Source organism: Paeniglutamicibacter sp. NPDC012692, assembly GCF_042901625.1.
Classification (GTDB): Bacteria; Actinomycetota; Actinomycetes; order Actinomycetales; family Micrococcaceae; genus Paeniglutamicibacter.
The window spans coordinates 468,577-495,016 of the sequence record NZ_JBIBDE010000002.1 but is presented as its reverse complement, the minus strand read 5'-3'; the positions used below and the strand labels follow the sequence as shown (position 1 = coordinate 495,016).

Sequence of the window (26,440 nt, the reverse complement as noted above, 5' to 3'; positions counted from 1 at the left end):
CACCGAAAGGGAACACGACCATGAACACGAACACGAACACCCTCACCCAGGCCGCGGTCACGGCACCGCTTTTCGAAACCGACGCATACAAGCTTGGCCGCCGCGGTCTGTACCCGGCCGGAACCACGCAGGTGCTGGTCAACTTCACCAACCGTGCCTCGCGCATCGACGGCGTGGACGAGGTGGTCCACTTCGGACTCCAGGCCTTCCTGCAGTCCTACTGCGTCGAGGCGTTTGTGCCGTTCTTCGCTGCGGACGAGGACACTGCCATGAACGATTACCTCGACACGCTCACCAGTGTGCTCGGTCCCGACCACGGCATCGACGCGGAACACATCCGCGCACTGCACCGCCGCGGCTACCTGCCACTGATGTTCCGTGCCCTGCCGGAAGGCACCCGCGTTCCGTTGCGCGTCCCGTCGATCACCGTGGAAAACACCGATCCGGAATTCTTCTGGCTGCCCAACTACATCGAGACGGTCCTCTCCGCTGCGATCTGGCAGCCCTCCACCTCGGCAACCATCGCCAACGAATTCCGCGGCATCCTCGATGACGCTTCGGCCAGGACCGGCGGGGACGCGGCATTCGTGAACTGGCAGCTGCACGACTTCTCCTTCCGCGGAATGGCAGGCGCAGCGGCGGCCGCCGCATCCGGTGCCGGCCACCTGCTCAGCTTCACCGGCTCCGATTCGCTGGCCACCATCGACTGGGTCCGCCGCTACTACCCCTCGGACTTCGGCACCGACAACGGCCAGGTGCTTGGCTCGATCCCGGCCACCGAACACTCGGTGATGTGCGCCGGCATCAGCGAATCCTCGGAACTGGAGACCTTCAAGCGCATCCTGGATGTGCACACCAGCGGCAACGTCTCGATCGTCGCCGACACCTTCGACTTCTGGAACGTCCTGCTGGAAATCCTCCCGGCGCTCAAGAGCCAGATCATGGCGCGCGACGGCAAGGTCGTCATCCGCCCCGATTCCGGGGACCCGGCCGACATCCTGTGCGGTACCCGGAGCAATCGGGCGATCATCCGCGAGGACAAGCCGGCCACCATCACCGAGGACCCCGCCTACTTCGGCGCCGTGCAGATCCTCTGGGAACTTGCAGGAGGCACCGTCAACAAGGCCGGCTACAAGGTCATCGACGGACACTTCGGGTTGATCTACGGCGACTCGATCACCATGGACCGCGCCCGGGACATCACCGAGCGCCTCGAGGCCCTGGGCTTCGCCGCCGAGAACGTCGTCTTCGGTGTCGGCTCGTACACGTACCAGTACGTCACCCGCGACACCTTCTCCTCGGCCATCAAGGCCACCTGGGCGCGGATCAACGGGGAAGAGCACAACCTGCTCAAGGACCCCGTCACCGACAGCGGCATGAAGAAGTCGGCGACCGGTCGCCTCGCGGTGACCAGGGACGAATCCGGCGAGCTGGTGCTCATCGAGAAGGCCGCGCCGCAGGAGGAGGCCGACTCGCTGCTCGAGCCGGTGTGGGCCGACGGTCGGTTCCTGCGCACGCAGTCCTTCAACGATGTCCGTGCGGTGCTCGGGAACCTGCGGTGATGCGCGATGAAGAATCGAACCCTCGAGGAGCGGCTGGAGGCCGCGGAGCGGGAGCTGGCCGACTTCGAGCACCAGCCGCCGCTGGGGTGGCGCGCCTACCAGCGCGGCCGCAACGAGCGGTTGGGCATCGTCCTGGCGCTGAGGCGGCAGCTTGAACATGGGTAATATCGATTCCATGCCTACCCAGCCCCTGGTCTCCATCGACGCCGTGCCCCTGATCCTGCACGAGGGGTCGTTGCACCTGGTGCTGGGCGTGCGCGAATACGATCCGTTCGCCGGTCGTGCTGCGCTTCCCGGGGTCCTGCTGAACGCCCACGAGCGGCTGGCCGAGGCGGTCCACCGGGCGTTGCTAAGCAAGACGGGTGTACCTGCCGGCGCGGTCCTGGCGGGACTTGAGGCCGGGGTGTTCGATGACTTCGAGCGCGACGAGCGCGGCCCGACCCTCTCGATCGCCCGTCTGGTCATCCTGGATGAGAAGACCCCGATGACGGATCCCCGGGTGAGGCTCGAACCCCTAGCAGACCTGCCGGAGCTTCCCTTCGACCACCGGGCGATCGTCGCCAAGGCCGCCACCGTCCTGCTCGATTCGCTGTGGATCAACCTGGAAACCACCAAGGCGCTGCTGGGCGAAAGCTTTGACACGGCGGAACTGATTGCCCGTATGAAGGAGCTTGCCTCGGCCGCGGAATTGCCGATGCCCGAGACCGCGAACATCGGGCGTGCCCTGGGCTCGAACAAATTGCTCGAGCGTGTGGCGCCGGCGGCCGCGAGTTCGGGCCGGGGTCGCCCTCCGGCACTCTGGCGTTGGATCTAGGCGATTCCTTCCGGCCCCTACCGCGGGCCGTGCACGAGTCCTAGGCTTTAACCATGTCGCAGGAAGACTCGCGTACTGCCGACGACGGTTTCTTGGAACCGCAATCCACCGGCAAGGCCACGGTGCCCGATCCCGGGCATCGGGCGTTCCTGCATGTGCTGGTCAACACCGCCGTAGCCAACGTCGTGACGAGTTTCCTCTGGTTCGCCCTGACCTTCTGGGTCTACCTTGAGACTCGCTCGGTGCTGGCCACGGGGCTCATCGGCGGCGCCTACATGCTGCTCGTCTCGGTCTTCGGCCTGTTCTTTGGCGTGATCGTGGACAGGTACCGCAAGCACGCGGTCATGCTCGGATCGACCTTGTTCGCGCTACTGTTCTTCGGGCTGGCCGGCACGATGTTCCTGCTGATCCCGGAAGCGGATTTGCTTGATATTTCCGGGGTCTGGTTCTGGGTCTTTGCCATGGTGATGCTGATCGGCGCGGTGGTGGAACAGCTGCGCAACATTGCGCTCTCGACCACCGTGACCTTGCTGGTACCGGCCGCGAAGCGGGCGAACGCCAATGGCTTGGTGGGTTCGGTGCAGGGCATCGCGTTCCTGGTCACCAGTGTCTTCAGCGGCTTGGCCATCGGCATGCTTGGCATGGGCGGAACCATCATCATCGCGCTGGTGGCGATCGTGGCGGTGCTGGCGCACTTGCTGACCATTTCGGTTCCCGAGCCCAAGATCGTTCGTGCCGAGAAACGAGAGAGCTTCGCCGAATTGAGGGCAGGCATTTCCGCGGTCAGGGCGACCCAAGGACTGTTCGCACTGATCCTGTTCACCACATTCAACAACCTGACCGGCGGGGTGTTCATGGCGCTGATGGACCCCTACGGCCTGACGCTGTTCCCGGTCGAGATTTGGGGCGTGGTGCTGGGCGTGACGGCCACCGGTTTCATCATCGGCGGCGCATTGGTGGCGAAGTTCGGCCTCGGCAAGAACCCGATCCGGACCATGCTGGTCCTGGTGGCCGTCACCGGCGTACTCGGCGCCACCTTCACGATCCGCGAGTGGTGGTGGCTCTACCTGGTGGGCATCTGGCTGTTCATGATCCTGATGCCGGCGGTCGAGGCCGCGGAGCAGACGGTGATCCAACGCGTCGTCCCGTTCGAGACACAGGGGAGGGTGTTCGGGTTCGCGATGACCTTCGAGGCTGCGGCCGCCCCGGTCACGGCGTTCATGATTGCGCCGCTGGCCGAGTTCTGGATCATCCCGTACATGGATTCGCGGGCGGGGCAGGAGGACTGGGGCTGGCTGCTGGGCGCCGGCGAAGCCCGCGGCATTGCGCTGGTGTTCCTGGTGTCCGGGATCGCCTCGCTGTTGCTGGCGCTTGGGGCGTTGTGCACGCGGTCCTATCGCCGGCTCTCGAATGCTTATACAAATGCCCCCGAGAGTGCCCCCGTCGCGGTCGACGAAGAGGATGGCCTGGAATCCACCGCTGCCGAAGACCCCGCCTGAGAGCTGGTGCGCCGCAATTTCTGACACGTCAGGCACTGCGCTTAGGGCAGCTCCCGCACTTGAAGGTCCCTGGGATGTGAACATCCAGCACGGCGTCTCAGGAAGCTCGTTCGTGCATGCACCCGAAGCCGACCCTGCCGCTCGAGTCATGGTTCAACGCGAGCAACGCAAGGACAATCTGGCGCTCGTGCAGTTTCGTGACATTGCGGAGCGTGCTGCAGCCAAGTTGGCGGCAGCCTGCGTCGTTGAGGGTCTCCTTGAGTGTCTGGGGCAGGCAAACGATGCCATGGACGAAACTTCAAAGATGCTGAATCACGGCGAGCAGAATCGCTCTTCCACCAGATCATCGCAGAGGGCTATGGATATAACCTGCTGGTGTGAGGGGTCGATATCGCTCGAATCCGAATGACTGAACCGTTGGATGCACGTGCTGCAAGCTTTGCTACGACTTCAAGCATCGCAGCCCGAAGGGCCTTGCTTGGTGCAATTGCAACAGCTGACGGAGCGCGGACGAATCATGAAATACGTGAGCAACGTGTTGATGGGTGATATCAGTGCTTTCTAGACTCTTCTTGAAGCGCGTGGTTGTTGCTTTAGGCAATCGTCCTGAATAGATGTGAGATGTTGTGGGTTTTTGCGCTCGTCCAACTCTGTCGACAGTAGTCGCCATGGCATTAAAGCTGGCCAATGAACTACCCTTGGCACATGCTACGGTGAATCCATGTTCGATGAATCCGTCATGCCTACGCTCCGAGAGTTTGTAATTGAGCGCGAATGGGGCCAATTCCATAGCGCCCCAAATTTGGCAAAGTCTATATCGATCGAATCGGGCGAACTTCTCGAGTGCTTTCAGTGGAATGACGATGCGGACATCGAACGTGTGAAATCGGAACTCGCAGATGTCCTTACTTATGCTTTGCTCCTTGCGGACCGAATCGGCGTCGACCCAAACGCGATAATCATAGAGAAGCTCCAAGAGACTCGAGCTAAATACCCGGTTGAGAAATCTCGGGGCCGGAGCACCAAATATGACCGACTTTAAGGTCGAACATCTCAGCTTTACGTCGTCTGCTGTCCGCGAGATGCGGACGCGCGGTAATCGGTTTACTAATTGGCCAGTCGTATACACGCTCAATAGTGCAGCGAAGATCTACGTCGGTGAGACTCTTAACATCTCGACCCGGATGAATCAGCACCAAGCTTCTGCCGAAAAAGTCGATCTCAAGACCTTGCGAGTCATTGTCAATGTCACATTCAACAAGTCTGCCTGCCTTGACCTTGAGTCTTACCTTATTCGGTTGTTTGCCGGCGAAGGCCGCTACCAAGTCCTGAATCGCAACGAAGGCGTCACCGACAGGGACTACTACGACCGCGAGGAATACCGGAAGACGTTCCAAGAAATCTTTGAGGAACTTCGGTCGGAGGGAATGTTTCAGCGGACCATACCTCAGATTGAAAATAGCGACCTTTTCAAATTCTCTCCGTTCAAGGCACTCAACCATGATCAAGCGGCAGCTGTGGAAGATATCCTTGAAGGTCTATTTGCCGATATCGAGAGCGGCTCCTCGGGAACCATTGTTGTTCAGGGGGATCCCGGAACCGGCAAGACCATCGTGGCGATCTACCTTATGAAGCTCTTGCGGGATATTCAGGAGTCGGTGCCTGGGGAAGACTTTGACAGTGATTCTCTGTTCTCAGATTTCTTCCTTGAAGGACATCGCGAACTTCTTCAAGAATTCCGGATTGGACTAGTCGTCCCGCAACAGTCGTTGCGCGAGTCGATTCGAAAAGTGTTCAAGAAGACGCCGTTGCTTGACCCCGGAATGGTGCTCAGTCCCTTCGACCTTGATGCGATCGAAGATAATTTTGATCTCCTCATCGTGGATGAATCCCACCGACTTAACCAGAGAGCCAATCAACCGTCTGGGCCGCAAAACAAGAAATTCCGTGAAATTAACGAGAAGCTATTCGGTTCAGATGAGCTTTCATATACGCAGCTTGACTGGATTCGCGCCAAGAGCACACACCAGATTCTGCTAGTTGATTCCGAACAAAGCGTCAGGCCAGCAGATCTGCCGGAACAAGTCTTGAGGTCCCTAATTGAGGCAGCGCGGCATGATGCACGCTACTACCGACTCTTTTCCCAAATGCGTGTGAGAGGAGGCGCAGACTACGTGGACTACGTTCGCTCGGTCCTTTCGCCGGTCCCGCAGAAACCGACTCGTTTCGGGGATTACGACCTAAGGTTTTTTGATGACGTCGGCGCTATGCATGAAGCGATTCTGGAGCGCGAATCGGAATCACAACTTGCACGTCTCGTTGCCGGCTACGCCTGGGATTGGAAGTCTCGAAATAATGCAACCGCATTCGATATTGAAATAGGTGACCGCAAATTTCGTTGGAATAAGACTCAGAAAGACTGGATCAATTCAGTAGGATCAATCGACGAAGTTGGTTCCATTCATACTGTCCAAGGATATGACCTCAACTATGCAGGCGTGATCTTTGGGCCTGACCTCCGATTCGATCCATTTGAACAGCGACTTTATGTCCATCGAGCAAGCTACTTCGACAAGAAAGGCAAGGAGAACAACGCCAAGCTTGGTATTAAATACTCGGACGATGACCTCCTGCGATACATCACAAATGTCTATTCAGTGCTTATGACCAGAGGGATCCTCGGCACGTATGTGTATGTGTGCGACGAAGCGCTTCGCGATTACCTTCGCGAGTACCTGTCAGTCGCAATCTAGTCCTTGTCGGTCCGTCAACATCGGCTATCCCTCAATTGTTGCGGGAGCCTCGAGCGGATGCCCATTTCTAGTAGCCTGGCAGGATGGATACTCCCGGAGTAAATAGCATGTTCGACTTGGATGAAGGAATCTTTGAGAGTCTGATTACCGATCATCTGGCTGGGCGGCTACAGTCGTTGTCCGGCTATGAACGGTCTGTAGAATCGATCGCGGTCGAGGATGCCCCGGGCGAGCTCGCTCGATTCCTCGGACACGCGATTGAGATGCGATTTGGTGCGCTCGATCCGGAACAGATGATCACACTTACCAACCAGCTACTTGATCTTGTTGGGCACACCGAAGATGTACTCCCGGGTCCCCAGAAGCTCATGCAGCTGCAACGCGATGACGGAATTCGCGCGCGATCGTTCAAGCGTCCGCAAACATCATTGAGTGCAGCAGCCTTGCTCACGAACAGCCGAGAAGACCCGCAGCTGGCCGCCGAGTTGAGAGCCGAACTTTCCTCAGCGGATCGTGTTGACCTGTTGTGCGCCTTCATCAAGTGGGAAGGCCTGAGGCTTCTTTCTGAATCCCTCGAAGCGCTCAAAGACCACGGCATCCCGATACGCGTCATCACCACGACTTACATGGGTGCCACCCAACGTCACGCCATCGACGAATTGGTTCGCCGTTTCGGTGCCGAAGTCCGCATCAATTACGAGACCAACGCGACGAGGCTTCATGCGAAAGCCTGGATGTTCCACCGAAATTCGGGGTTTGACACTGCATACGTTGGAAGCTCTAACCTCAGCAGGCCGGCACTGCTTGACGGGCTCGAATGGAATGTCCGGCTCTCGGGCGTGGCAACCCCAGGGCTCTTGCAGAAATTCGCGCTGACCTTCGACAGCTATTGGGAAGACGATGCCTTCGTTCCCTACGATCCTGACACGGATGCCGAGCGACTTGATGCGGCGTTGAAACGTGCTGGCGGAACAACGGCTGAGCGAATGCTTGGATCCACCGGACTTGAAGTGCTTCCGCTGCTGCACCAGAAGGAGATGCTTGAAGAACTCGAAGCGGCCCGTACGAACCGCAATGAGCATCAGAACCTGGTGGTTGCCGCAACTGGTACCGGCAAGACCGTCCTCGCTGCGCTGGACTACAAGCGCCTGTGCAAAGCTGCAGGGCGGCAACTGACGCTCTTGTTCGTGGCTCACCGTAAGGAAATCCTTGAGCAGTCCCTGAAAACGTATCGCAAGGTTCTGGGCAAGGGCTCCTTCGGCGAAATGTTCGTTGATGGGCAAAAGCCAGTGGCGTGGAAGCACGTGTTTGCCAGCGTCCAGTCAATGGCTGCACTCGGACTCGACAAGATCGACCCACGGGCTTTTGACGTCGTGGTGATCGATGAATTCCACCACGCGGAGGCATCCTCGTACCGCAGGCTCATTGAGCACCTGAAACCCATCGAACTACTGGGCCTCACCGCAACACCCGAACGTGGTGACGGCATCAATGTGGCAGACACCTACTTCGATGGCCGAATTGCGTCGGAACTGCGCCTGTGGGATGCCTTGGACGCCGACTTGTTGGTTCCCTTCCACTACTTTGGGGTGGCAGACGACGTCGACCTCAGCGCGATTGAGTGGAAGCGAGGTTCCTACGATCTGGAACAGCTGAGCAATGTCTACACAGGCAATGACATGCGTGCTCTGAAGATCATCAACGAACTGCGGGACAAGGTGCTCAGTACGTCAATGATGCGCGCGCTGGGTTTCTGTGTCTCGGTCCAACACGCGAACTACATGGCCAAGGTCTTCAATGAGGCGGGCATACCCTCGGCGGCGGTGTCGGGAAACTCGAGCACCGAGGAACGCGAGGGTGCACTTGCTAAGCTGCGTGCCCGCGAACTGAACTGCATCTTCGCCGTCGACCTCTTCAACGAGGGACTCGACGTGCCGGAGATCGACACGATTCTCCTGCTGCGTCCCACCCAGAGCTCGACCATCTTCCTCCAGCAACTCGGACGTGGCCTGCGTCGCGCCGATGACAAGGCAGTGCTCACCGTGCTGGACTTCATTGGACAACAACGTCGGGAATTCCGCTTCGACGTCAAGTACCGTGCCCTGCTGGATGTTCCGCGCAAAAAGCTTGAAGGCATCATTGACGATGGTGCACCCGGGCTGCCCTCGGGGTGCCAGCTCATGCTTGACCGGGTCGCGCGCACCATCGTGCTGGATAACATCCGATCCCAACTCAAGCTCAACAAGCCGGCGCTCGTTCGTGAAATCAGGTCCCATGGGTTGCTCGGGCTGGATGACTATCTCGAAGAATCCGGCCGGGACGTCAAGGACATCTACCGCAAAACGGGGGATTCCTGGACGGACCTGATCCGTCGAGCAGGGCTGATCTCAGCGCGTTCTCCATGGGAGGAAAGCCTGGTCGAGTTTGACGTCGCACAGCAGGATGAAGAGCGGGAATTGCTCAAACGGGTGACGCGCTTCCTCCACGTTGATGATGCCGAGCGCGCCGAGGCGTATTCCGAACTGCTTTCCATAGACGCTCCACGCTATGCGGAGCTGGGGAAACGGAATCAGATATTTGCCCGCATGCTGTTCTTCACGTTCTGGGATAACGGCGGTGGGTTTGCCACCTACGACGACGGGCTGGATCGTATCCGTGCCAACGGGCACCTGGTTCACGAGCTTCTGGCTGCATTCGCTCGTGGCGTGGCTCGAAGCCCGCATGCGCCGAAGGGCCTGCCGCTGGGACTCCAGCAGATTCCGCTCTACTCCCACGCCACGTATTGGCGATCCGAGGTGCTCGCGGCGCTTGAGTATGGTTCCTTGGAACAAGGCAAGGGGGTCAACCACCGCGAGGGTGTTGCCTGGTGCTCACAGACAAGTGCCGATGCCCTTTTCGTGACGCTGGACAAGGACGAGTCCGTCCACAATCCCAACACGCTTTACAAGGACTATGCGATCAGCCCGAAACTCTTCCATTGGGAGTCACAGAACGCCACGGCTCCAACCAGCCCGACCGGCCAGCGCTATCTCAACCGCAAGGAACACGATTCACACATCATGCTTTTCACCCGCGACGTCGCAAAAGATATCGACGGAATGGTCGTGCCGTTCACCTGCTTGGGCGCCGTCGACTACGTCAAACACCAAGGTTCCAAGCCGATCGCCATCACCTGGAAGTTGCAGCGAGAAATGCCTGTCAGTGTATTCACGTCGGCCAATGCGGTGGCGCGCTAACACCAAAGTGGATCACAATCGACAGGGTCACAATTTTCCCCATGGTCTACGAAACTTTCGACTGCCTACCGGTTAGACCGCGCTATCAGCCACGACCAAGAGTGTGGTCAGCGGGATTAGCGTGCGCCATCGTTCTGGAAGGTGCGCGTAGTGTTCCAGAACGAGCGAGACGACATCTTCACCGGTCAGCAGGCGGATGCCGGGCCGCTGGCGTTCAAGCGCAAGAGCATCACGGCTATATGAACCCAGAGTGACGAAAAGGGCTAGCTCTCCCGGTCCTTGGGTACCGCTGAGCTGTTGAACTTCCGGAGCTCCGATAGTGCCGGTCTTGTGTTTGCACTGGACTTTGATCAATGGGGGCTCGACGCCGAGCGGGTCGCGGTGTGCGATCACATCCACTCCGCCGTCTTGTGAGTATTGGGTAACCCTTGCTTGATATCCGAGCGCGCGGAGCAGGTCAGCGGTGAACTCTTCGAATTGGCGGTGGGAGATTTTTTCTTGGAGCGCTTCGAGGACGAAGTCGCGCGTGTGCCGTTCGATGCGCGAGGCGCGGGGTTCTTCAGTGGATTCTTCGTCGACATGGTTGTTCGCCGCGACCTGTTCAACGATTTCAGTCACTTCTTCGACGGACTCAGCCTGGGTGGATAGAGCTGCAAGGAATTCCTGGGCATGGTTGCGAACACGAAACGCGGTGAGTGCTGAACCGATTTCGTAGAGCGCGGGTTGCGTGAACACGGTTCGAGGCAAGCCGACCTTTTTCCAATCAACTCGGCGACGGTGCTGGTGTGTGGGCTCCGAAGCGACATGTTCGTAGTTTCCGGAAACCACGCCGATATTGATGGTGCTAGTTGGCTTGTATGGGGCGACGATGACGTCGCCTTGCTGGATCTCGTCACGAAAACGTAGAAGGATACCGGCCCATCCGGGGATTGCCTTGTAATTTTCTTCTGAGACTTTCTCGGTGAGTGCCCGCTTCAGCCCTTCCCGCCCGTCAGGAATCCGGTCGAGGTCTCCCATCATGTCCCATCCGATGCTGACAAACCCTTCCTCGACCAGCTCAGTGGTCAGCTTGTCATTGTGAATACCCCATACGCGCACAGTTCACGACCTTCAATCAATGGAATTGTTTCCTTCATCCTAGAGTGGGAAACCGCAAATCAGTTTTCGATTCAAGGTCTATGCGTGGTGAATCAGGTCGAGTGATTTCGATGGTCCGGCACGAGCCTGTTGCGGTGTCGTGGCAGTCGCTTGCGACGGCACTGTTTTGTGTTGGGCCATCGCTGAGGCAGTTCGTGGAACTCGAAATGCGGCATCAACGTACATTCCCCGGGGATCCATGTTCCTGACGGTTATCGGCGCTAAGCTTTCCTCAGGATAGTTTGAGTCGTGAACCTTGAGGAGTCGGCCATGCCATTGCGTTCGGATTGGTCCGAGAGGCCGTGCTCGATAGCGCGCGGAATCGACGCGGTCGGCGATCCATGGACGCTGCTGATCATTCGCGAACTCATCTCCGGCGTGAGGCGGTTCGACGAGATCCGCGAATCGGTCGGGGCGTCGGACAAGGTCCTGGCCAACCGGCTGCGCCAACTCGTCGAGGGCGGTTTGGCCACGCGCACTCCCTATGGAAACGCCTCGGCGCGACGGTACGAGTACGAGCCCACACAGGCCGGCATCGATGCGCTGCCGATCCTTCATGCCTTCGCATTGTGGGCCGAAAAGCACACTCCGACCGAGGGTCTCGGCCAGCGCTTGGTCATTGTTTGCCGCGACTGCGGACGGGAATCATCCCGGGGGGAAACCTGCAGCGAATGCGCTGCTCTCTTGAACGTGGACAACGTTTCGTGGATTAGGCCCATCTCGAAGGACCGGATCCCCAAGCCCCTCGGTATTCGCGCCGAAGGTTAGGCCGGTTCTGGCACTGACTTGCTGGTGTCTGTCTCTTCTTGTTTGGTTGCATCGAAGGCCTTGGGCGCACCTGGCAGGAAGAACAGGCTACCGGCGGCCAAGAAGCAAAGCACCGCGGCGGTGATCCATGCAATCAGGTAGCTGCCGGACACGTCGCGGCCAATGCCTGCGGTCAGTGCGCCGGCTCCGGCGCCCACCATGTGGAAGGCGAAGACCCAGCCGAAGACCACGGTCGCTCGCACGGGCCCGAAATACTGCCGACACAGCACGACGGTGGGCGGGACGGTTGCCACCCAATCCAGGCCGTAGAAGAGGATGAAGATCCACAACACGGGTTCGACCGTGGGGCCCATGAGCGAGTGGACGGTCAGCAGGGAGATTCCGCGCAGGCCGTAGTAGATGACCAGCAGCAGCCACGGGCGCACGCGGTCGGTGAGCCAGCCCGAGGCGATGGTGCCGATGATGTCGAATACGCCGATGAGCGCCAAGAGCCCGGAGGCGGTTGTTGCCGGCATGCCGTGGTCGTGGGAGGCGGGGATGAAGTGGGTTTGGATCAGCCCGTTGGTCGACCAGCCGCAGATCCAGAAGGTGAAGGCCAGGATCCAGAAGGCGCGGAACTTCATGGCGCGTCCGAGTGCCTTGAACGTTTCGGTGACGGCACCGCCAGCGGGCCGCTGCGATGCGGCAGGGGCGCTCTCGGACGCATCGGTTTCATCGGCGCCATAGGCGGTGGTTTTCGCCGCGGCGGGGGAATTGGCAAAGGGCCAGAACAACAACGGCACGATGGCCAGTGCAAAGCCTGCCACCAGCAAAGAGGCAGTGCGCCAGCCGTGGTGGTGGGTCAGGTTGACGATGGTTGGCAGGAAGATCAGCTGGCCGCAGGCATTGGCGGCAGAGAAGATTCCCATGACAAGCCCGCGCCTGCGCACGAACCAGCGGTTGGCGACCACCGCGCCAAATACCAGGGCCATTGCCCCGGTGCCGATGCCAACCAGCCCGCCCCACAAAATCCACAGATGCCAGACCTGGGTAATGAACACTGCCAGCCCGGCGCCCGCGGAAACCAGCGTCAACGCAATGGCTGCAACCGCCCGCATGGAGAACCGTTCAAGGAGCGTGGCCGCGAACGGCGCCGCCAACCCGTATACCACCAGGTTGATGGTCACGGCCATCGAGAGCTGGGCCCGCGTCCAGCCGAACTCGGATTCCAGCGGTTCAAAGAACGCCCCGGTGGTGGAGCGGAAGGCCGCTGCCGCCACGAGCGCCAGGACCGTCACCGCAACCACCAGCCATGCGCGGTGCAGCCGCGGCCGTGGTCGGCTCGCTACGGCAATCGCGGAGTCGGAGGGTGACGATGGCAATGACATGGTTCAGGCTTTCTCGCAAGGGCGGGTCGTTGCACCACCCTGCCACGCTTTCCTTAGGAAAGTAAAGTGTTACGAAGGGCGAACCGCCGCGGTTCGCCTCCAAAACGTGTACCGCCCAGGTATAGGATCTGGCGGTATGGCACTGCGACTTGTACAGGTGAATTTCAAGGCACGGGATGACTCTGCGCTCGGCCGTTTTTGGGCGGACGCGCTCGGCTGGGGCGTTTCCAGCGAGGGTCCCGGCGTGACCAATGTCGAACCCCCGGACTTCACCTGGCCGGACCCCGTCGCGGTCTGCATAGACGTAGTCAAGGTCCCTGACCCCGAGACGGTGACCTACCGGGCGCACCTCGACCTCGCAACCACCTCCGCCGCACACCAAGTCGAGCTGGTTGAGCGATTGAAGTCGCTCGGTGCGACACCCGCCGACATCGGCCAGGGCGACGTGCCGTGGACGGTTCTGGCCGACCCGGAGGGCAACCTGTTCTGTGTGCTGGAGCCCCGGGAGATCTATCGTGACACCGGGCCGATCGCCACGGTGGTGGTCAACTGCGCGGATCCGCGGGCCATGGCCGAGTTCTGGGGGCAGGCAACGGACTGGATAGTGCACGAGGTTGATGAGAATCATGCGCGGCTTCGTTCGGCAGCGGGCGTCGGGCCGTACCTGGAGTTCCTGCGCACCGAGGATCCCGACAGCTTTTGTGGCCGTGTCCATCTCGATGTGTTGCCGTACGCAGGTGATGACCAGGCAACGGAGGTAGACCGGTTGCGGACCTTGGGTGCCGCCGACGCGGATGTCGGGCAGGGAGACGTGCCTTGGGTGTGCCTCGCCGACCCGGAAGGCAACGAGTTCTGCGTCCTCGCACCGCGATGAGAACGCTGCGGAGGGCCTGCCCCGGCGCAGGTCTTCACTTGAGACGCCAAGGCAAATAACGTCGGAAGCGCCCTCAGAAGACCGACCCTCCCGGAGCCTGCCCATGTCTGCAAACAAGGAAACCGTCATGAAGTACATTGACGGATTCAACAAGAACGACCACGAACAGATCCTGTCATGCCTGACCGACGGCATCGAATGGACGGTTTTCGGGCACTTTCACCTGGTCGGCAAGGAAGCCTATGACAAGGCGATAGATGGCGAGGAGTTCGCGGGTCCGCCGGTCTTGAAGATCGTCCGGATGGTCGAGGAGGACGACGTCGTGATGGCCGAGCTTTCGGGCGAGGTACACAGAGACAACGGCGACGTCATGCGGATGGTGATGGGCGAGGTGTTCGTGATGCGGGACGCCCTGATTGCCGAGCGGCGTGCCTTCCTGATCGAGCTCAAGGAGAACGAGTACAAGTAGGCGTCGCACGTGTGTCAATGCGGCGGCGCCTCTGGCCGCGTGCCCGACCGGTGGCGTTCATCAGTAATGCGAGGATTGGAGCTGCTGTGTTCGAGGCTGAGCGCAAATACCAGGACCAGCACCTGCGGAGCCTTCGCATTCGGGGAGCGAAGTAAAGCGAGGCAAGCAATCCAATTCAATGGTTGAAGATACAAGTAATCGGTGTATTCTGGAACGAAAGAACTGCCGGTAACCGTGTCTGTGATCGGTGGCGTCGGCTCGTTCAATACTTCCCGCCGATCCGCAGGACAACACCACGGCTTCCGGATCCCGCAACCCAAGGAGTCGATCCCCGAATGAACACCACTCTGCGCGACGTGCGCTCGACCGGATGGACCACCAGCGACGTTCCCGACGCGGTCGTGCTCTTCCTGCACGGCTTTGGTTCGAACGAGCAGGACCTCAGCGGTCTGGCTCCCGCGCTTGGCCTCGACCTTCCATGGGCATCCCTTCGGGCACCGCTTGAACTGGGCAATGGCGGGGCCGCCTGGTTCGAAATCACCACGCCCGGCAACCCGGCCGCTGCGCCGGTCGAGGAGGCAACCGAGGCCATCTGGGCATGGATCGAGGAAAACGTCGACCCTGCCACCCGGATCGTGCCCGTGGGCTTTTCCCAGGGCGGCCTGATGGCGAGCCAGCTGCTGCGCACGCGGCCCGAACGCGTCGTAGCCCCGGTCGTCCTCGGCGGATTCGTCCTGGGCGCAACCCAGCCGGGAGACGAGACGCTGCGCGAAAACCTTCCGCCGGTGTTCTGGGGCCGCGGTGCCGAGGACCGGGTGATTGCCCCGGTGGCGATCACCCGCACCACCGAGTTCCTCTCGGTCCATTCCTCGCTCATCGAGAAGGTCTACCCGGGGCTGGCGCACGGCATCAACGCCGCCGAGCTCGACGACGTGCGCGACTTCATCACCGCCGAGATCGGTGCCGAGGTGGTGGCGGGCGCATGAGTGCCGCCAACCCGTTCGAGATTGGCATCTTCACCTTCGGCGAGCTCACCCGCGATGCCGACGGCAAGCCGATGGACGCCGCAACGCGCATGCGCGACATCCTTGAATGGGCCCGCGTGGCGGACGAGGCCGGGCTGGATGTCTTCGGCGTGGGCGAGCACCACAGCGAGGACTTCGCGGTGTCGTCCCCACCGGTCGTTCTTGCGGCCGCTGCAGCACAGACCAGGAACATCCGCCTGACCAGCACCGTCACGGTGCTCTCCAGCGCAGATCCGGTCCGCGTCTTCGAGGACTTCGCGACGCTGGACCTGATCAGCCAGGGACGGGCGGAAATCACCGCCGGACGCGGCGCCTACCTGGAGTCCTTCCCGCTCTTCGGACAGGACCTCCAACGCTACGACGAGTACTTCGAGGACAAGCTCGAGCTGCTGTTGAAGATCCGCGACGAAAACCCCGTTTCCTGGGCCGGCACGACCCGTGTGCCGCTCCACGAGGCCGGGATCTGGCCACGCCCGGTTCAGGATGCGCTCCCGATCTGGGCTGCGGTCGGCGGGACGCCTGCCTCCGCGGTGCGTGCGGGAAAACTGGGACTGCCGCTGTACCTGGCGATCCTCGGGGACCCGCCGCGCTTCGCGCCGCTGGCCGAACTGTATCGCCGATCCGTGGCCGGCGCCGGCCGGGAACCCGGGCGGATCGGTGTGACCTCGCACTTCTACGTCGAAGAGACCTCCCAGGGAGCACGCGACACGTTCTTCCCGCACTACAGCTCCTACATCGGCCAGAACATGCCGCGCACGGGCCGCCTGGACCGGGCAGGCTTCGAGGCCTGGGCATCTCCGGGCGGCGCATTGTTTGCCGGCAGCCCGGCGGAGATCGTGGAGAAGATCCTCTGGGAACACGAAATCCTGGGTCACACCCGCTTCCTCGCCCAGGTCGGTCTGGGAGGCTTGTCGCAGGCACAGACCCTGCGCTCCATCGAGCTGCTCGCCACCGAGGTGCTGCCGGCCGTCCGGGCGGCGTTGAAGCAGTATAAGACCGGCTGACCGGAAACCGACTACGACAGAGTGCCGGGATCGGGCCGAAGCCCGATCCCGGCACTTGTGGTTGGATGCTACTTTTCGACCTTCACGACCGGGTCCGGGTCGCCGATGTGTCCCTCGGCGCTGGAATCGAGCACGCGCTGGACGAACGCTCCATACTCGCGCATGTAGTGGGTCAGGAAATCGGCGGTCGACTCGTCGTTGACGGTGCCGTCTTCCTGGAAGGCTGACGGCTTGAAGTTGATGTAGGCCTCGGGGGAGTTCAGCTGCGGGGCGTCCAGGAAGCTGAGCACGCCGCGCATGGAGGACTGCATGACGGCGGTGCCGATGGCGCCGACGGAGGCTCCGATGAGACCGGTGGGTTTGCGGGCGAAGGAGTTCGTTCCCCACGGCCGGGAACCCCAGTCGATGGCGTTCTTCAGCGCGCCAGGAATCGAGCGGTTGTATTCGGGGGAGATGAACAGCAGGCCGTCGGACTCCGCAATCGCCTGCTTGAGGGCCAGGCCCTCGGGCGGGTAGTCGGCGTCGTAGTCGTAGCTGTACAGCGGGAGGTCCTTGATGGGGATCTCGGTGAAGGACAGGCACTCGGGAGCCAGCTTGATCAGCGCCTTGGACAGGATGCGGTTGATGGAGTGGGTGGCCAGCGACCCGACAAAGTAACCGATGTTGTAGGTAGACATGGGCCCAGTTCAGCACTCCGGAACACCGCCGTCCAGAGCTTTTGGCTGGAAATTTAGTGAACGTCCCGGGATGCCGCAACGGGGCAGCCGCCCGCCGCCACGTGAGGGGCGGCGGCGACGGTAATGAACCAATTAGGTTGCGAGCGCAGGGCCGGCCGCGCGTTCGTGGACCTTGCAGCCGGCGCGCCCGTGTTGGGTTGTATTGACAGCTATGAAGAGCAGCCTCGGAAAGGTCTGCAATTCGACGACGGACTTCAACCGACCGCTATTCAGGTTCTGGTTCTTGGCGGCCAGCAATCTTGCGCATTGCGCAACCTTGTTGCGCCTCGAGGAACGGTCAGTCAACTTGCAACGGACCACAACCGAAACCTTTACGAGACAGTGACGAGTTCAAGTTGAATCGGCGACTCCATGTACCGAGCGGGCACACCCGCAAGCTCAATGCTCCACTTGCGGACACTCAATCGAAGTGCAGATGATTTCCGTTTTTCAACGCCGTCGACTTCTGGCGGGCCTTTCCACAGGGGCACCAAAGCGGCACTTCGGATTTAGGCTCAAATAGCCGCACAGTACTGGGCAGAACCCTGGATTGGCAGTATTGAATCAGGGGTCCCACAAGCCGATGATGGGAAGTACCAGCGAAGAGAACGGAGGTAAGCGACATGCGTGGAAGCAACCTTGTATGGACGATCGTGGGCATTCTTTTGGCCATTGCCTTGGTTATCTGGATTGCCTCAGCAATCTAGACCGTCTTCTCTGCCTGAACTTGCCATTATTTCTGAGGCAGCGCAGGTGATTGTTGGAATTGGCTTGTCTGAAGGCGTCTGCGCCAAACATTCATGCGCATCGGGCATCAAGATATTCTCGGCTTCTCAAACGGCGAGTATTTCTCACCGAATATCCGCCAAACTCTAGTACCGGACTTCCCGCGATGCCCGGGTGGAACGCCTTGGAATGCCGGCATATTGAGTGGGCGCTTGCGAGTGATTTAGTCCCTCATCCTTGTCTTGAGCGGTACCCGAACATAGCATTGCGGCAGGGAACAACCCCTCGCAATCGGCTTCTGGCCGGTGGAGCTACAAGGCCACAGAAGGACGCAACAATGGCAACAGGAACGGTCAAATGGTTCAATTCCGAGAAGGGCTTCGGCTTCATCGCCCCTGACGATGGATCGCCGGACGTTTTCGCCCATTACTCGGCAATCGCGACCAGCGGGTACCGCGCATTGGAAGAGAACCAGAAGGTTGAATTCGATACGGTCTCGGGTCCCAAGGGGCCACAGGCAGAGAATATCCGCCCGCTGTAACCACACGGGCCGGCACCCTTGGAGACGCGCTGCATTCCGATCAATGAGGTATGGCAGCCCGGTCCATGACTCCGAAGTGAACCAGTCGGGCCATGCTTCTTGATCGGGCTACCCAAATTGGGGCCGAGACAGCGAAAGGCTTCGGTGGTGAGAAACCACCGAAGCCTTCGCTGCGTTCCGGCGGTCGTGCAGCAACGACGCTACGCGTGCACTGGACGGTTATCGCCTTAGCGCCGGTAGTCCGGGAAATCCGGGTACCGGTAGCCGGGCGCCCAGTAAGGCACATACCCGTAGTACTCCAGGATGCTGCCGTACGTGTCGCGGTTCCGGACCAAGTCGGGGTCGTAAAGCGGTGCGCCGGCGATGTGCTTGTGGGTCTGGTCGATGAACACTTCTCCACTGGTGATGGAGGTGATGGCGTCGACCGGGATGTAGGTCTTGTCCCGGCCGATGCCGAGGAATCCTCCGGACGCGACTTCGAGGAACCGGACCTTGTGCTCGGTGGCATCGACAAGCAAGTCGCTGACCCTTCCGATATCGGCGCCGGCCTTGTCCTTGACCTTCCGATCGCGGATATCCTCGTCTGCGCCGGAAACCGTTTCGTCGCTATCGCTGAGCCGGATCAGCATGCCGGTGTCAGGCGTTGCCATGGCTGTTCTCCTTCTGCCTGGGCGGATGTGAATGATTAGGCGCCCGGCTCCGAGATGTGCTCGACCAGGTCGCCGATGCTGCTCTCGGGAAGGCTTCGTGCCGCGTCGGCCTGGGTGAGCATGCCGACGAGGTCGTGGCCGTCGAGCACCGGGAGCCTGCGGATCTTGTGCTCCTTCATGGTCGCCAGCGCTTCGCTGACGTCGTCGTCGGCGCCGACGGTGACGGGCTTGCCCCGGGCCAGGTCGCCCGCCGTCATCGTCGTGGGGTCGCCGCCCTCCGCGATGCAGGCGACCACGATGTCCCGATCGGTCAGCATCCCCTTGAGGCGGTTGTCTTCCCCGCAGATGGGCATGGATCCGATGTCGAAATCGCGCAGCTTGCGGGCGGCGGCGGCCAGTGTTTCCTTCTCTCCGATGCACTGGACATTGCCGGTCATGATTTCACGTGCAGTGGTCACACTGATCTACCTCCTGGCTAGGGTTTTCATCCGTGCCGGCCGGTCCGCACCCTGAAGCAGGAACCGCAACCGGACAGTTGAACTGCAGGGGCGGGACATGAACCGTGCTACTCCCTACGCTAGGCACATGTCGAGGAGATGTCGAGGACTCGCAGCCGTTCGCTGCATGTTATTCCCGAAAGTTTTCTGCACCGTTGCATGCGTCGGGATGGCCCGCGGGCAAGGGATTGCTGACATTGTTTGTCCAGGCGGACACCGATCCAAACGCTTCGTCGCCGGAGGCCGTCACCTGCAGACGAGGCCGCTTCGCATCACCCGGTTGGGCCCTGCCCTGCCTCGTCCCCGCCGCCGAGACTGGCGTCGGGGTCTTCGATGGCCTTGATCCCGACCAACCACCGGATGATGACCACGCGCATGGCCGCGTCCTTGAACTCGAACCAGGCCTCGCGTTCCTCGGGAAAATGGCCGAGTGCGTCCTTGAAGTGCCGGAAGGGGTGGCTGCGGATCAGCGTCTGCTCGAGTTCGGTGCGGGCCCGGCCGTCGGGCAGCGAGACCGCGAAGTCCTCCATGTGCCGGTACGACTCGTAGGCTTCAATGCGGTCGATGTAGGCGTAGTTGCCCGCCTCGATGTCCTCCGCGGACAGGTCTTCCTCGAAGCCGGGAATCACGACCTCGCCGGTGTCCAGGTTCAGGTAGAACTCGGCACCCATGGAGTGGTCGTCCTGCATGGCCCAGCCGATCCGCTCCAGATCGAGGTCTTCAAGTTTCAGCATGGTGATTCCTCGCCGCGGGTCGGTGCAGTGTCACTACCAGCCTTGCGTGTGGGTATCGATCGCGCAAGGCCGGTAGTGACGCGGGTCCTCGTCCTAGTGTGCGGCGGCGGGAACCCGAAGCGGCGTTTCCGGTTCCGCGCCCCGCAGGACGGCAACGACGTTGCGGGCCGGCAGAGCGATGTACTCGCGCAGCGACGCGTCGCTGCGGTAGGCGGTGTGCGGGGTGACGATGGCCGAGGGGTGGGTCACCAACGGGTGGTCTGCCGGTGCAGGTTCCCGGGCCAGCACGTCCAGCATGGCGCCGGCCAGCTTCCCGGAATCCAGTGCCGCAAGCAGCGCGGCTTCGTCGACAAGCCCGCCGCGGGACACGTTCACCAGGTAGGAGCCGGCCGGCATGGCCTCCAGCGCCTTGGTGTTGATCAGGTTTTCGGTGTCCGGGGTCAACGGGGTGTGCAGGCTCAACACATTGGCGGACGCAAGCACCTCGTCCAGCCCGGCCTGGCGCACGCTTGCGGGCCAGAACTCCGCCGGGGTGAACGGGTCGTACGCAATGATCTCCTTGAACGCCGGGGCTGCAAGCTCGGCCAGGTACTGGGCGATCCGCCCGAAGCCGACCAGTCCCAAGACCAGGTTGCCGGGGCGCGGCGGCACCGGGAGCCCGGTGCCGCTCCAGTCCGCGGCCTTGGTGAGTGCCTGGGAACGGGGAATCTGCCGGATCAGGGCGAGCATCCCGGCGAACGCGTGGGTTGCCACGTCCTGGGTGGCCGCCGAGGGAACCGTGCACACGGTGATGCCGGCGTCGGCCGCGGCGCGGACGTCGACCATGTCGAAGCCCGCGGACATGGTGGCGATGACCCTGAGCTCCGGCAGTTCGGCGATCATTCCGGCATCCAGGGAGGCGTAGCCCAGGATGATGCCGGAGCAGCCGCGGGCCGCGGCGAGGATCTCTTCGCGGTCGCGGGAGTCCAGGTACGTGGCTTCGAACCCGGCCGCGGAGAGCAGGTCCAGGGCAATGGTGTGGTCAAGGTCGGCGGCGTCGGTGATCAGTACGCGGGGTGTGGCTGACACGGAAAACTCCTGTTCGGGGGAAGAAGATGGCGGCGCATATGCCGGTGGGGCTGCGGGAAGGCGGAACTGCCTCGCCACAACCCCATCGGTTGTTGCCGTTTGGATGAGCGCTCTTAGTTGAGCGGTGCTTGGTTGAACAGCGCCATCGGCACGTGGATGAGCTGCACGCCGCCGGCGGCCAGCGCGGCGCGGATGGCCGGGGCGAGCTCGTCGGCGTCGGTCAGCTTGGTGCCGTTGCCGCCGAACGCGGTGGCGAGCGCCGCCCAGTCGGGCTGCACCAGGTCCACGCCCACCGGGGTGATGGCGCGGTCCAGCTCGTTCTGCTTGATCTCGCCGTAGCCGCCGTTGTCCGCGCAGACCACCACGAGGTCGAGGCGCTGCTCCACGGCCGTGGCGAGTTCCTGGATGGCGAACATCAGGGCGCCGTCGCCGATCACGCAGACCACCGGGCGCTCCGGCGCGCCGATGCGGGCGCCGATGGAGGCCGGGAGGCCGTAGCCGAGCGTCGCGTAGGCGGGGGTGTAGAGCAGCGAGTGCGGGGTGTCCTGCGGGACGAAGCTTGCCGTGCCCAGGTAGGTGGCCTGCGAGGAGTCCCCGCCGATGATGGCGTTGGCCGGAACGGCGATGGCGACCTGCTCGGCCAGCGCGGCAAAGGCCGGGGAGAGCGCCCGTGCGTCGTCGCGCATCCGGTCGCGCAACGCCGTCAGCTCCGGCGCGGCGGGTGCAGGGTGGTCGGCGAGGGCTGCGATCAGCTGCGGGATCACGGCGGCGCTGTCGCCGACCAGGCCGATTCCGGCGGCCAGGTTCTTGTTCAGCTGGGTCTCGAGGATGTCCACGCGGACCACGGTGCCGGTGGGCTTGAGCCCGTTGAACCAGAGCTCGGCCTCGCCGACCTTGGAGCCGATCACCAGCAGGACGTCGGCCTGCTCGCAGAACTTCTGGGCGACGTCCAGGCGGATGTCCGAGCCCAGCGAGAGCGGGTGCGATTCGGGGATCGCGCCCTTGCCGTTCAGCGTGGTCACCACCGGTGCCTGCAGCGCCTCGGCCAGGGCCAGGACGTCGGATCCGGCGCGCAGCGAACCGCCGCCGGCCAGGATGACCGGGTGGTTGGCGGCGCGCAACGCGGCCGCGGCCCGGGCGATGGCCTCCGGGTTGGCCGCCTGCGGGGTGCGCGGGGCGACGGCTTCCAGCAGCTGGGCAGGTGCGTCCGAGGGTCCCTCGAGGATGTTCAGCGGGATCTCGATGTGGATGGGGCGCGGACGGGAGTAGCGGAACAGCTCGAACGCGTCGTGGACGGCCTGGACCGCCTCGGCGCCAGAATTCACGCGGCGGGACCATTCGACGATCGCGCCCACGGCGCCGGTGGCGTCCTTGGTCTCGTGCAGCGAGCCGATGTCGGCGAACTCCTCGCCCACCGGCACGCCGGGGGAGAGGATGATCAGCGGTCGGGATTCGCAGTAGGCGGTGCCGGCGGCGGAGAGCGCGTTGAGCAGGCCGGGGCCGGAGGTGGTGATGACCACGCCGGGCAGGCCGGTCTGCTGGGCCCAGCCGTCGGCGCCGTAGCCGGCACCCTGTTCGTGGCGGGAGGTGACCGGGCGGATGCCCAGCGGGGCCAGGTGGCGGTAGAACTCCAGGTTGTGGGTTCCGGGGATGCCGAAGATGGTGTCGATGCCGTAGTTGCGCAGCACCGTCATCACGTCGAGGCCCGCGTTGTTGGCCACGACGCCCTCGGGCAGCTCGATGGTGGCGGCGGTTTCCTGGTTAGACATGGGCCGGCTCCTGGGGTGCGTTGGTGGTGCGGTCGGTGTTTCGATCGGTGTTTCGGTCGGCGGTGAAGTGGCAGATGCCGTCCACCCAGGTTTCCAGGACGCGGATCCCGGCGATCTCGCCGGCCTCCACGGACAGCGGGTCGACGGCCAGCACGGCGAAGTCGGCGCGCTTGCCGGCCACCAGCGAGCCGAGGTCGTCCTCGCGGCCCAGTGCGTGGGCGGCGTTGATGGTGTGGGCGGCCAGGGCCTGCGCCGGGGTGATGAGCAGGTCGTCGCTGCCCAGCTTGTGGCCCTGGCGGGTCACGCGAGTCGCGGCGGCCTGGATGGCCTCCAGCGGCAGCGGCTCGGCCACGGGTGCGTCGGAGCTGATGGTCACCCTCACGCCCGCGGCGATGAACTCGCCCAGCGGATTGAAGCGCTCGCCGGGGGTGCCGATCGCCTCGGTGACGCCCTCGCCCCAGTTGTAGTAGTGCTGCGGCTGGTTGACCGGGTGGATGCCGGCCGTGGCCATGCGGTCGATCTGTTCCAAGGTCGGCAGGCCGCAGTGCTCGATCCGGTGGCGTGCGTCGGCATCCGGGCGCTCGGCCTGCGCGGCCTCGATGGCGGAGATGACCATTTCCAGCGCGGTGGGGGACTGCGCGTGGGTGGCGGTCTGCAGGCCCAGGCGGTGTGCCTTGGCGATCAGCTCGGTGTACGCGGCGGGCTCGTGGTAGAGCTGGCCGGTGCGGCACGGGTCGCCCACGTAGCCGTCGGGGAAGTAGGCGGTCCAGCCGCCGAGGGTGCCGTCGGCGTAGAACTTGAAGCCGGCGAAGCTCAGCTGCGCGTTGCCGAAGGCGCCGTGCATGCCCATGTCGGCGGCCTCGTCCAGCAGGTGGGAGAGCAGGTACATGTTGACGCGGATCTTGAGCTGGTTGGCCTCGGCCATGCGCAGGTACATGTCGAACTCGCGGCGGGAGACCTGGGCGTCGCCCACGGTGGTGACGCCGCCGGCCAGGAAGCCCTCCTGGGCGATCTGCAGCTGGCGCAGGTGTTCCTCGGGGGCGTCGGCGAGGTGGAAGTTGGGGCCGTGGTGCCCGATCTTCACGCCCTCCAGGCCGGTGAGGATGTTGCAGGCCGCATCGGAAAGTTCGCCGGTGAGCTCGCCGTCGGCGGCGCGGAAGAACTCGCCGCCCGCCGGGTTGGGGGTGTCCTTCGTGACGCCGTGCAGCTCGAAGGTGTAGTTGTTCACCACGCCGCCGTGGCCCGACGCGTTCATCAGGTAGACCTCGCGGTCGGAAGCGACCTCGTCGAGTTCCTGGGCGGTGGGGTGGCGCTGTTCGATCAGGTTGGTCTGCTCGTAGCCGTAGCCGCGCACCGGCAGGCCGTTGGGGGTCTGCTCGGCACGTTCCTTCAGCAGTGCCACGATCTCCGGGATGCTCTTGGCCTTGTCCGGTCCGCAGTCGACCCAGGTTTTCAGCTGCCCGTACATCAACGGGTGGGCGTGGGCGTCGATGAAGCCCGGGACCAGGGTCGCGTCACCGAAGTCCTGCACGCGCGGGTCCGGCAGGCCCAGGGCGGTGCCGGCGGCGCGGCACTCGGCCTCGGAGCCGACGGCCAGCAGGTAGCCGTCGTGCAGCAGCATGGCGGTGGCGGAGGGGTTCTTCGCATCCATGGTGTGGATGTTGGACGCCGTGACCAGCTGCGGCACGAAGGTGCGTGCCGGGGCGGCGAAGGTCTGCAGTTTTCTCATTTGGAGGCCTCGATCGGGTCGTTCAGGGTGTTCGTTGCTGCTTCGTAGGCAGGTTCCTCATCGCGGTGCTGCGGGGCGATGGACAGGCAGAAGATGCTCAGGGCGCCCATGGCCAGGAAGAGGAAGAGGACCGGCCAGATGTTTCCGGTTGCCGCGTAGAGCAGGGTGGCCGCCAGCGGGGAGATGCCGCCCCAGAAGGCTGCGGCAACGCCGTTGGACAGCGAGATGCTGGTGTAGCGGGCCTGCGGCGGGAAGAGCTGGGACATGATTGCGGCCATCGGGGCGTAGGTTGCCGTCATCAACAGGCGCATGGCGCAGAAGGCCACGAAGATCAGCCATTCCGGTCCGGTCGACATGACCAAGAACTGCGGGATGACCAGGATCATGGAGCCGAGTAGGCCGATGAACATGACGCGTTTGCGGCCCCACTTGTCGCCCAGCCAGGCAACGCCCAGGGTTGCCACGAGTTCAATGAACGCGGCAGTTGCCAGTGCGTTCAGGATTACGGTTTCGTCCAGGCCCACCGACGGATCGGTGCCGTAGGCGGTGGCGAAGGTGGTGGTCAGCTGGTAGCCGCCGGTGGAAAGCGGCAGCAGGCCGACGCCGATCAGCAGCGCCTTCCAGTTGCCGACGATTGCGGTCTTCAGCGGAAGGGACTGCACGGTGCCCTCGACCTTTGCTTCGAAGACCGGGGATTCCTCGACTCGGTTCCGGACCCAGAAGCCCACCAGGATCAGCACGAAGGAGACAAGGAACGGGATGCGCCAGCCGCCGTTGAGCAGGAAGTTGTCCCCTTGGGAGCTCAGGGCGCTGAACATCAGCGTCGCAAGCAGGGCGCCTGCGGGGTTGCCCAACTGGGCGAAGCCGCCATAGAAGGACTTGTGCTTTTCCGGGGCGTGTTCCACGGCCATCAGGACCGCGCCGCCCCATTCGCCACCGACGGCCAGACCCTGCAGTGCGCGCAGGACGATGAGCAGTGTCGGTGCCCAGATGCCGATGCTGGCATAGGTGGGCAGGAGACCCACCAGGGCGGTGGAAATTCCCATGACCAGCAGGGTGATGACCAGCGACGGGCGGCGGCCGAACTTGTCGCCGATGTGCCCGAAGATGATGCCACCGAGCGGGCGGACCACGAAGCCCACCGCGTAGGTTGCAAAGGCTGCGGCAATGCCGACCGCCCGGTCTGCCTCGGGGAAGAACAACGGGCCGAAGACCAACGCCGCCGCCGTTGCGTAGATGTAGAAGTCGTACCACTCGATGGCAGTGCCGACGAAGGCTGCCATGCCGGCACGCCTTGCACGGGCGTGACTGAATTCTTTCACTGCGGCCCTATTTTGTTCCATGGGAGATTCCACCTTTTCCAGCTCTAGCCAGAACTTGTCTGTGATTCGCACAACTGTAGCCACGGAAAAGCGTGACGGCAAACACAATAAATGCGTCATTTGTGCGGTAATCTTCACTATTGTCTGCATCTTCCGATGTTTGATCGCAAGAGAAAAATG

24 protein-coding genes are annotated in these 26,440 nt (G+C 62.5%); 14 read left to right on the top strand and 10 right to left on the bottom strand.

Translation table 11 applies throughout. The features are described from left to right. The first annotated feature begins 20 nt into the window (after positions 1 to 20). From ACFY5D_RS10380 to ACFY5D_RS10345, 8 genes are all read left to right on the top strand, one after another. Complete coding sequence (locus tag ACFY5D_RS10380; protein ID WP_387528812.1) at positions 21 to 1,562, top strand: nicotinate phosphoribosyltransferase; 1,542 nt, start codon at positions 21 to 23, stop codon at positions 1,560 to 1,562. A gap of 6 nt (positions 1,563 to 1,568) precedes the next feature. Continuing rightward, positions 1,569 to 1,727 carry a hypothetical protein gene (locus ACFY5D_RS10375; protein ID WP_387528809.1) on the top strand — a complete coding sequence of 53 codons (159 nt, stop codon included), beginning with the start codon at positions 1,569 to 1,571 and terminating at the stop codon, positions 1,725 to 1,727. Positions 1,728 to 1,737: 10 nt separating this feature from the next. Continuing rightward, positions 1,738 to 2,376, top strand: coding sequence for a hypothetical protein (locus ACFY5D_RS10370; protein ID WP_387528807.1), 639 nt, complete (start codon positions 1,738 to 1,740; stop codon positions 2,374 to 2,376). A 53-nt stretch (positions 2,377 to 2,429) separates the two neighbouring features. After that, positions 2,430 to 3,875 (top strand): MFS transporter, encoded by a 1,446-nt coding sequence (locus tag ACFY5D_RS10365; RefSeq protein WP_387528804.1) that lies wholly within the window; start codon positions 2,430 to 2,432, stop codon positions 3,873 to 3,875. 76 nt (positions 3,876 to 3,951) lie between these two features. Then, complete coding sequence (locus ACFY5D_RS10360; protein WP_387528801.1) at positions 3,952 to 4,284, top strand: hypothetical protein; 333 nt, start codon at positions 3,952 to 3,954, stop codon at positions 4,282 to 4,284. Between the two features lie 312 nt (positions 4,285 to 4,596). Beyond that, entirely contained in the window at positions 4,597 to 4,917 is a 321-nt protein-coding gene (locus tag ACFY5D_RS10355) for a nucleotide pyrophosphohydrolase (RefSeq protein WP_387528798.1), read from the top strand. Next, positions 4,904 to 6,628 (top strand): DNA/RNA helicase domain-containing protein, encoded by a 1,725-nt coding sequence (locus ACFY5D_RS10350; protein ID WP_387528795.1) that lies wholly within the window; start codon positions 4,904 to 4,906, stop codon positions 6,626 to 6,628. The genes ACFY5D_RS10355 and ACFY5D_RS10350 overlap by 14 nt, the downstream gene beginning before the upstream one ends. 116 nt (positions 6,629 to 6,744) lie before the next feature. Further along, entirely contained in the window at positions 6,745 to 9,864 is a 3,120-nt protein-coding gene (locus tag ACFY5D_RS10345) for a DUF3427 domain-containing protein (protein ID WP_387528792.1), read from the top strand. A gap of 72 nt (positions 9,865 to 9,936) precedes the next feature. Here ACFY5D_RS10345 and ACFY5D_RS10340 read toward each other — a convergent pair whose 3' ends face one another. Continuing rightward, positions 9,937 to 10,962: a restriction endonuclease gene (locus ACFY5D_RS10340; RefSeq protein WP_387528789.1), complete on the bottom strand. Its 1,026-nt coding sequence runs from the start codon at positions 10,960 to 10,962 to the stop codon at positions 9,937 to 9,939. 309 nt (positions 10,963 to 11,271) lie between these two features. Here ACFY5D_RS10340 and ACFY5D_RS10335 point away from each other — a divergent pair, with 309 nt between their 5' ends. Beyond that, complete coding sequence (locus ACFY5D_RS10335) at positions 11,272 to 11,769, top strand: winged helix-turn-helix transcriptional regulator (RefSeq protein WP_387528786.1); 498 nt, start codon at positions 11,272 to 11,274, stop codon at positions 11,767 to 11,769. Here ACFY5D_RS10335 and ACFY5D_RS10330 read toward each other — a convergent pair. Beyond that, the gene (locus tag ACFY5D_RS10330) at positions 11,766 to 13,136 is read right to left on the bottom strand and encodes an MFS transporter (protein ID WP_387528783.1); all 1,371 of its coding nucleotides are present in this window, start codon (positions 13,134 to 13,136) and stop codon (positions 11,766 to 11,768) included. The genes ACFY5D_RS10335 and ACFY5D_RS10330 overlap by 4 nt on opposite strands. A gap of 136 nt (positions 13,137 to 13,272) precedes the next feature. On the opposite strand from ACFY5D_RS10330, the gene ACFY5D_RS10325 reads away from it, so the two are divergent. The 4 genes from ACFY5D_RS10325 (at position 13,273) to ACFY5D_RS10310 (ending at position 16,508) form a co-directional block, all read left to right on the top strand. Then, on the top strand, positions 13,273 to 14,010 hold the full coding sequence (locus ACFY5D_RS10325) for a VOC family protein (RefSeq protein WP_387528780.1): 738 nt from the start codon (positions 13,273 to 13,275) through the stop codon (positions 14,008 to 14,010). Between the two features lie 127 nt (positions 14,011 to 14,137). After that, complete coding sequence (locus ACFY5D_RS10320) at positions 14,138 to 14,479, top strand: nuclear transport factor 2 family protein (RefSeq protein WP_387528777.1); 342 nt, start codon at positions 14,138 to 14,140, stop codon at positions 14,477 to 14,479. Positions 14,480 to 14,814: 335 nt separating this feature from the next. After that, positions 14,815 to 15,465: an alpha/beta hydrolase gene (locus tag ACFY5D_RS10315; protein ID WP_387528774.1), complete on the top strand. Its 651-nt coding sequence runs from the start codon at positions 14,815 to 14,817 to the stop codon at positions 15,463 to 15,465. Further along, positions 15,462 to 16,508, top strand: a complete 1,047-nt coding sequence (locus ACFY5D_RS10310) for an LLM class flavin-dependent oxidoreductase (RefSeq protein ID WP_387528771.1) — start codon at positions 15,462 to 15,464, stop codon at positions 16,506 to 16,508. The genes ACFY5D_RS10315 and ACFY5D_RS10310 overlap by 4 nt, the downstream gene beginning before the upstream one ends. A gap of 68 nt (positions 16,509 to 16,576) precedes the next feature. Here ACFY5D_RS10310 and ACFY5D_RS10305 read toward each other — a convergent pair whose 3' ends face one another. Further along, a complete protein-coding gene (locus ACFY5D_RS10305; protein ID WP_387528768.1) occupies positions 16,577 to 17,185 on the bottom strand; it encodes an NADPH-dependent FMN reductase in 609 nt (202 codons plus the stop codon). A gap of 1,102 nt (positions 17,186 to 18,287) precedes the next feature. Here ACFY5D_RS10305 and ACFY5D_RS10300 point away from each other — a divergent pair. Beyond that, a complete protein-coding gene (locus tag ACFY5D_RS10300) occupies positions 18,288 to 18,491 on the top strand; it encodes a cold-shock protein (RefSeq protein WP_387528765.1) in 204 nt (67 codons plus the stop codon). Between the two features lie 227 nt (positions 18,492 to 18,718). On the opposite strand, the gene ACFY5D_RS10295 is transcribed toward ACFY5D_RS10300, so the two are convergent. The 7 genes from ACFY5D_RS10295 to ACFY5D_RS10265 all read right to left on the bottom strand — a co-directional run bounded on the left by ACFY5D_RS10295 (position 18,719) and on the right by ACFY5D_RS10265 (position 26,221). Further along, positions 18,719 to 19,141 (bottom strand): PRC-barrel domain-containing protein, encoded by a 423-nt coding sequence (locus ACFY5D_RS10295; protein WP_387528763.1) that lies wholly within the window; start codon positions 19,139 to 19,141, stop codon positions 18,719 to 18,721. A gap of 35 nt (positions 19,142 to 19,176) precedes the next feature. After that, on the bottom strand, positions 19,177 to 19,599 hold the full coding sequence (locus ACFY5D_RS10290; RefSeq protein ID WP_387528761.1) for a CBS domain-containing protein: 423 nt from the start codon (positions 19,597 to 19,599) through the stop codon (positions 19,177 to 19,179). 311 nt (positions 19,600 to 19,910) lie between these two features. Beyond that, a complete protein-coding gene (locus tag ACFY5D_RS10285) occupies positions 19,911 to 20,372 on the bottom strand; it encodes a UPF0158 family protein (protein ID WP_387528758.1) in 462 nt (153 codons plus the stop codon). Between the two features lie 93 nt (positions 20,373 to 20,465). Further along, positions 20,466 to 21,440: a C-terminal binding protein gene (locus ACFY5D_RS10280; protein WP_387528755.1), complete on the bottom strand. Its 975-nt coding sequence runs from the start codon at positions 21,438 to 21,440 to the stop codon at positions 20,466 to 20,468. Between the two features lie 113 nt (positions 21,441 to 21,553). Beyond that, positions 21,554 to 23,209, bottom strand: a complete 1,656-nt coding sequence (locus tag ACFY5D_RS10275) for a thiamine pyrophosphate-binding protein (RefSeq protein ID WP_387528752.1) — start codon at positions 23,207 to 23,209, stop codon at positions 21,554 to 21,556. After that, positions 23,202 to 24,938: an amidohydrolase gene (locus tag ACFY5D_RS10270; protein ID WP_387528749.1), complete on the bottom strand. Its 1,737-nt coding sequence runs from the start codon at positions 24,936 to 24,938 to the stop codon at positions 23,202 to 23,204. Before ACFY5D_RS10270 ends, ACFY5D_RS10275 begins: the two co-directional genes overlap by 8 nt. Then, the gene (locus tag ACFY5D_RS10265; RefSeq protein WP_387528747.1) at positions 24,935 to 26,221 is read right to left on the bottom strand and encodes an MFS transporter; all 1,287 of its coding nucleotides are present in this window, start codon (positions 26,219 to 26,221) and stop codon (positions 24,935 to 24,937) included. The genes ACFY5D_RS10270 and ACFY5D_RS10265 overlap by 4 nt, the downstream gene beginning before the upstream one ends. Positions 26,222 to 26,440: the final 219 nt, after the last annotated feature.

What these genes read in the sequence shown, in the direction of transcription:
- ACFY5D_RS10325 (WP_387528780.1), top strand. Translation starts at nt 13,273, where the DNA reads ATGGCACTGCGACTTGTACAGGTGAATTTCAAGGCACGGGATGACTCT.
- ACFY5D_RS10275 (WP_387528752.1), bottom strand. Translation starts at nt 23,209, where the DNA reads ATGTCTAACCAGGAAACCGCCGCCACCATCGAGCTGCCCGAGGGCGTC.
- ACFY5D_RS10295 (WP_387528763.1), bottom strand. Translation starts at nt 19,141, where the DNA reads ATGGCAACGCCTGACACCGGCATGCTGATCCGGCTCAGCGATAGCGAC.
- ACFY5D_RS10375 (WP_387528809.1), top strand. Translation starts at nt 1,569, where the DNA reads ATGAAGAATCGAACCCTCGAGGAGCGGCTGGAGGCCGCGGAGCGGGAG.
- ACFY5D_RS10350 (WP_387528795.1), top strand. Translation starts at nt 4,904, where the DNA reads ATGACCGACTTTAAGGTCGAACATCTCAGCTTTACGTCGTCTGCTGTC.
- ACFY5D_RS10335 (WP_387528786.1), top strand. Translation starts at nt 11,272, where the DNA reads ATGCCATTGCGTTCGGATTGGTCCGAGAGGCCGTGCTCGATAGCGCGC.
- ACFY5D_RS10310 (WP_387528771.1), top strand. Translation starts at nt 15,462, where the DNA reads ATGAGTGCCGCCAACCCGTTCGAGATTGGCATCTTCACCTTCGGCGAG.
- ACFY5D_RS10320 (WP_387528777.1), top strand. Translation starts at nt 14,138, where the DNA reads ATGAAGTACATTGACGGATTCAACAAGAACGACCACGAACAGATCCTG.
- ACFY5D_RS10285 (WP_387528758.1), bottom strand. Translation starts at nt 20,372, where the DNA reads ATGCTGAAACTTGAAGACCTCGATCTGGAGCGGATCGGCTGGGCCATG.
- ACFY5D_RS10380 (WP_387528812.1), top strand. Translation starts at nt 21, where the DNA reads ATGAACACGAACACGAACACCCTCACCCAGGCCGCGGTCACGGCACCG.
- ACFY5D_RS10315 (WP_387528774.1), top strand. Translation starts at nt 14,815, where the DNA reads ATGAACACCACTCTGCGCGACGTGCGCTCGACCGGATGGACCACCAGC.
- ACFY5D_RS10305 (WP_387528768.1), bottom strand. Translation starts at nt 17,185, where the DNA reads ATGTCTACCTACAACATCGGTTACTTTGTCGGGTCGCTGGCCACCCAC.
- ACFY5D_RS10270 (WP_387528749.1), bottom strand. Translation starts at nt 24,938, where the DNA reads ATGAGAAAACTGCAGACCTTCGCCGCCCCGGCACGCACCTTCGTGCCG.
- ACFY5D_RS10300 (WP_387528765.1), top strand. Translation starts at nt 18,288, where the DNA reads ATGGCAACAGGAACGGTCAAATGGTTCAATTCCGAGAAGGGCTTCGGC.
- ACFY5D_RS10330 (WP_387528783.1), bottom strand. Translation starts at nt 13,136, where the DNA reads ATGTCATTGCCATCGTCACCCTCCGACTCCGCGATTGCCGTAGCGAGC.
- ACFY5D_RS10370 (WP_387528807.1), top strand. Translation starts at nt 1,738, where the DNA reads ATGCCTACCCAGCCCCTGGTCTCCATCGACGCCGTGCCCCTGATCCTG.
- ACFY5D_RS10365 (WP_387528804.1), top strand. Translation starts at nt 2,430, where the DNA reads ATGTCGCAGGAAGACTCGCGTACTGCCGACGACGGTTTCTTGGAACCG.
- ACFY5D_RS10265 (WP_387528747.1), bottom strand. Translation starts at nt 26,221, where the DNA reads ATGGCAGCCTTCGTCGGCACTGCCATCGAGTGGTACGACTTCTACATC.
- ACFY5D_RS10355 (WP_387528798.1), top strand. Translation starts at nt 4,597, where the DNA reads ATGTTCGATGAATCCGTCATGCCTACGCTCCGAGAGTTTGTAATTGAG.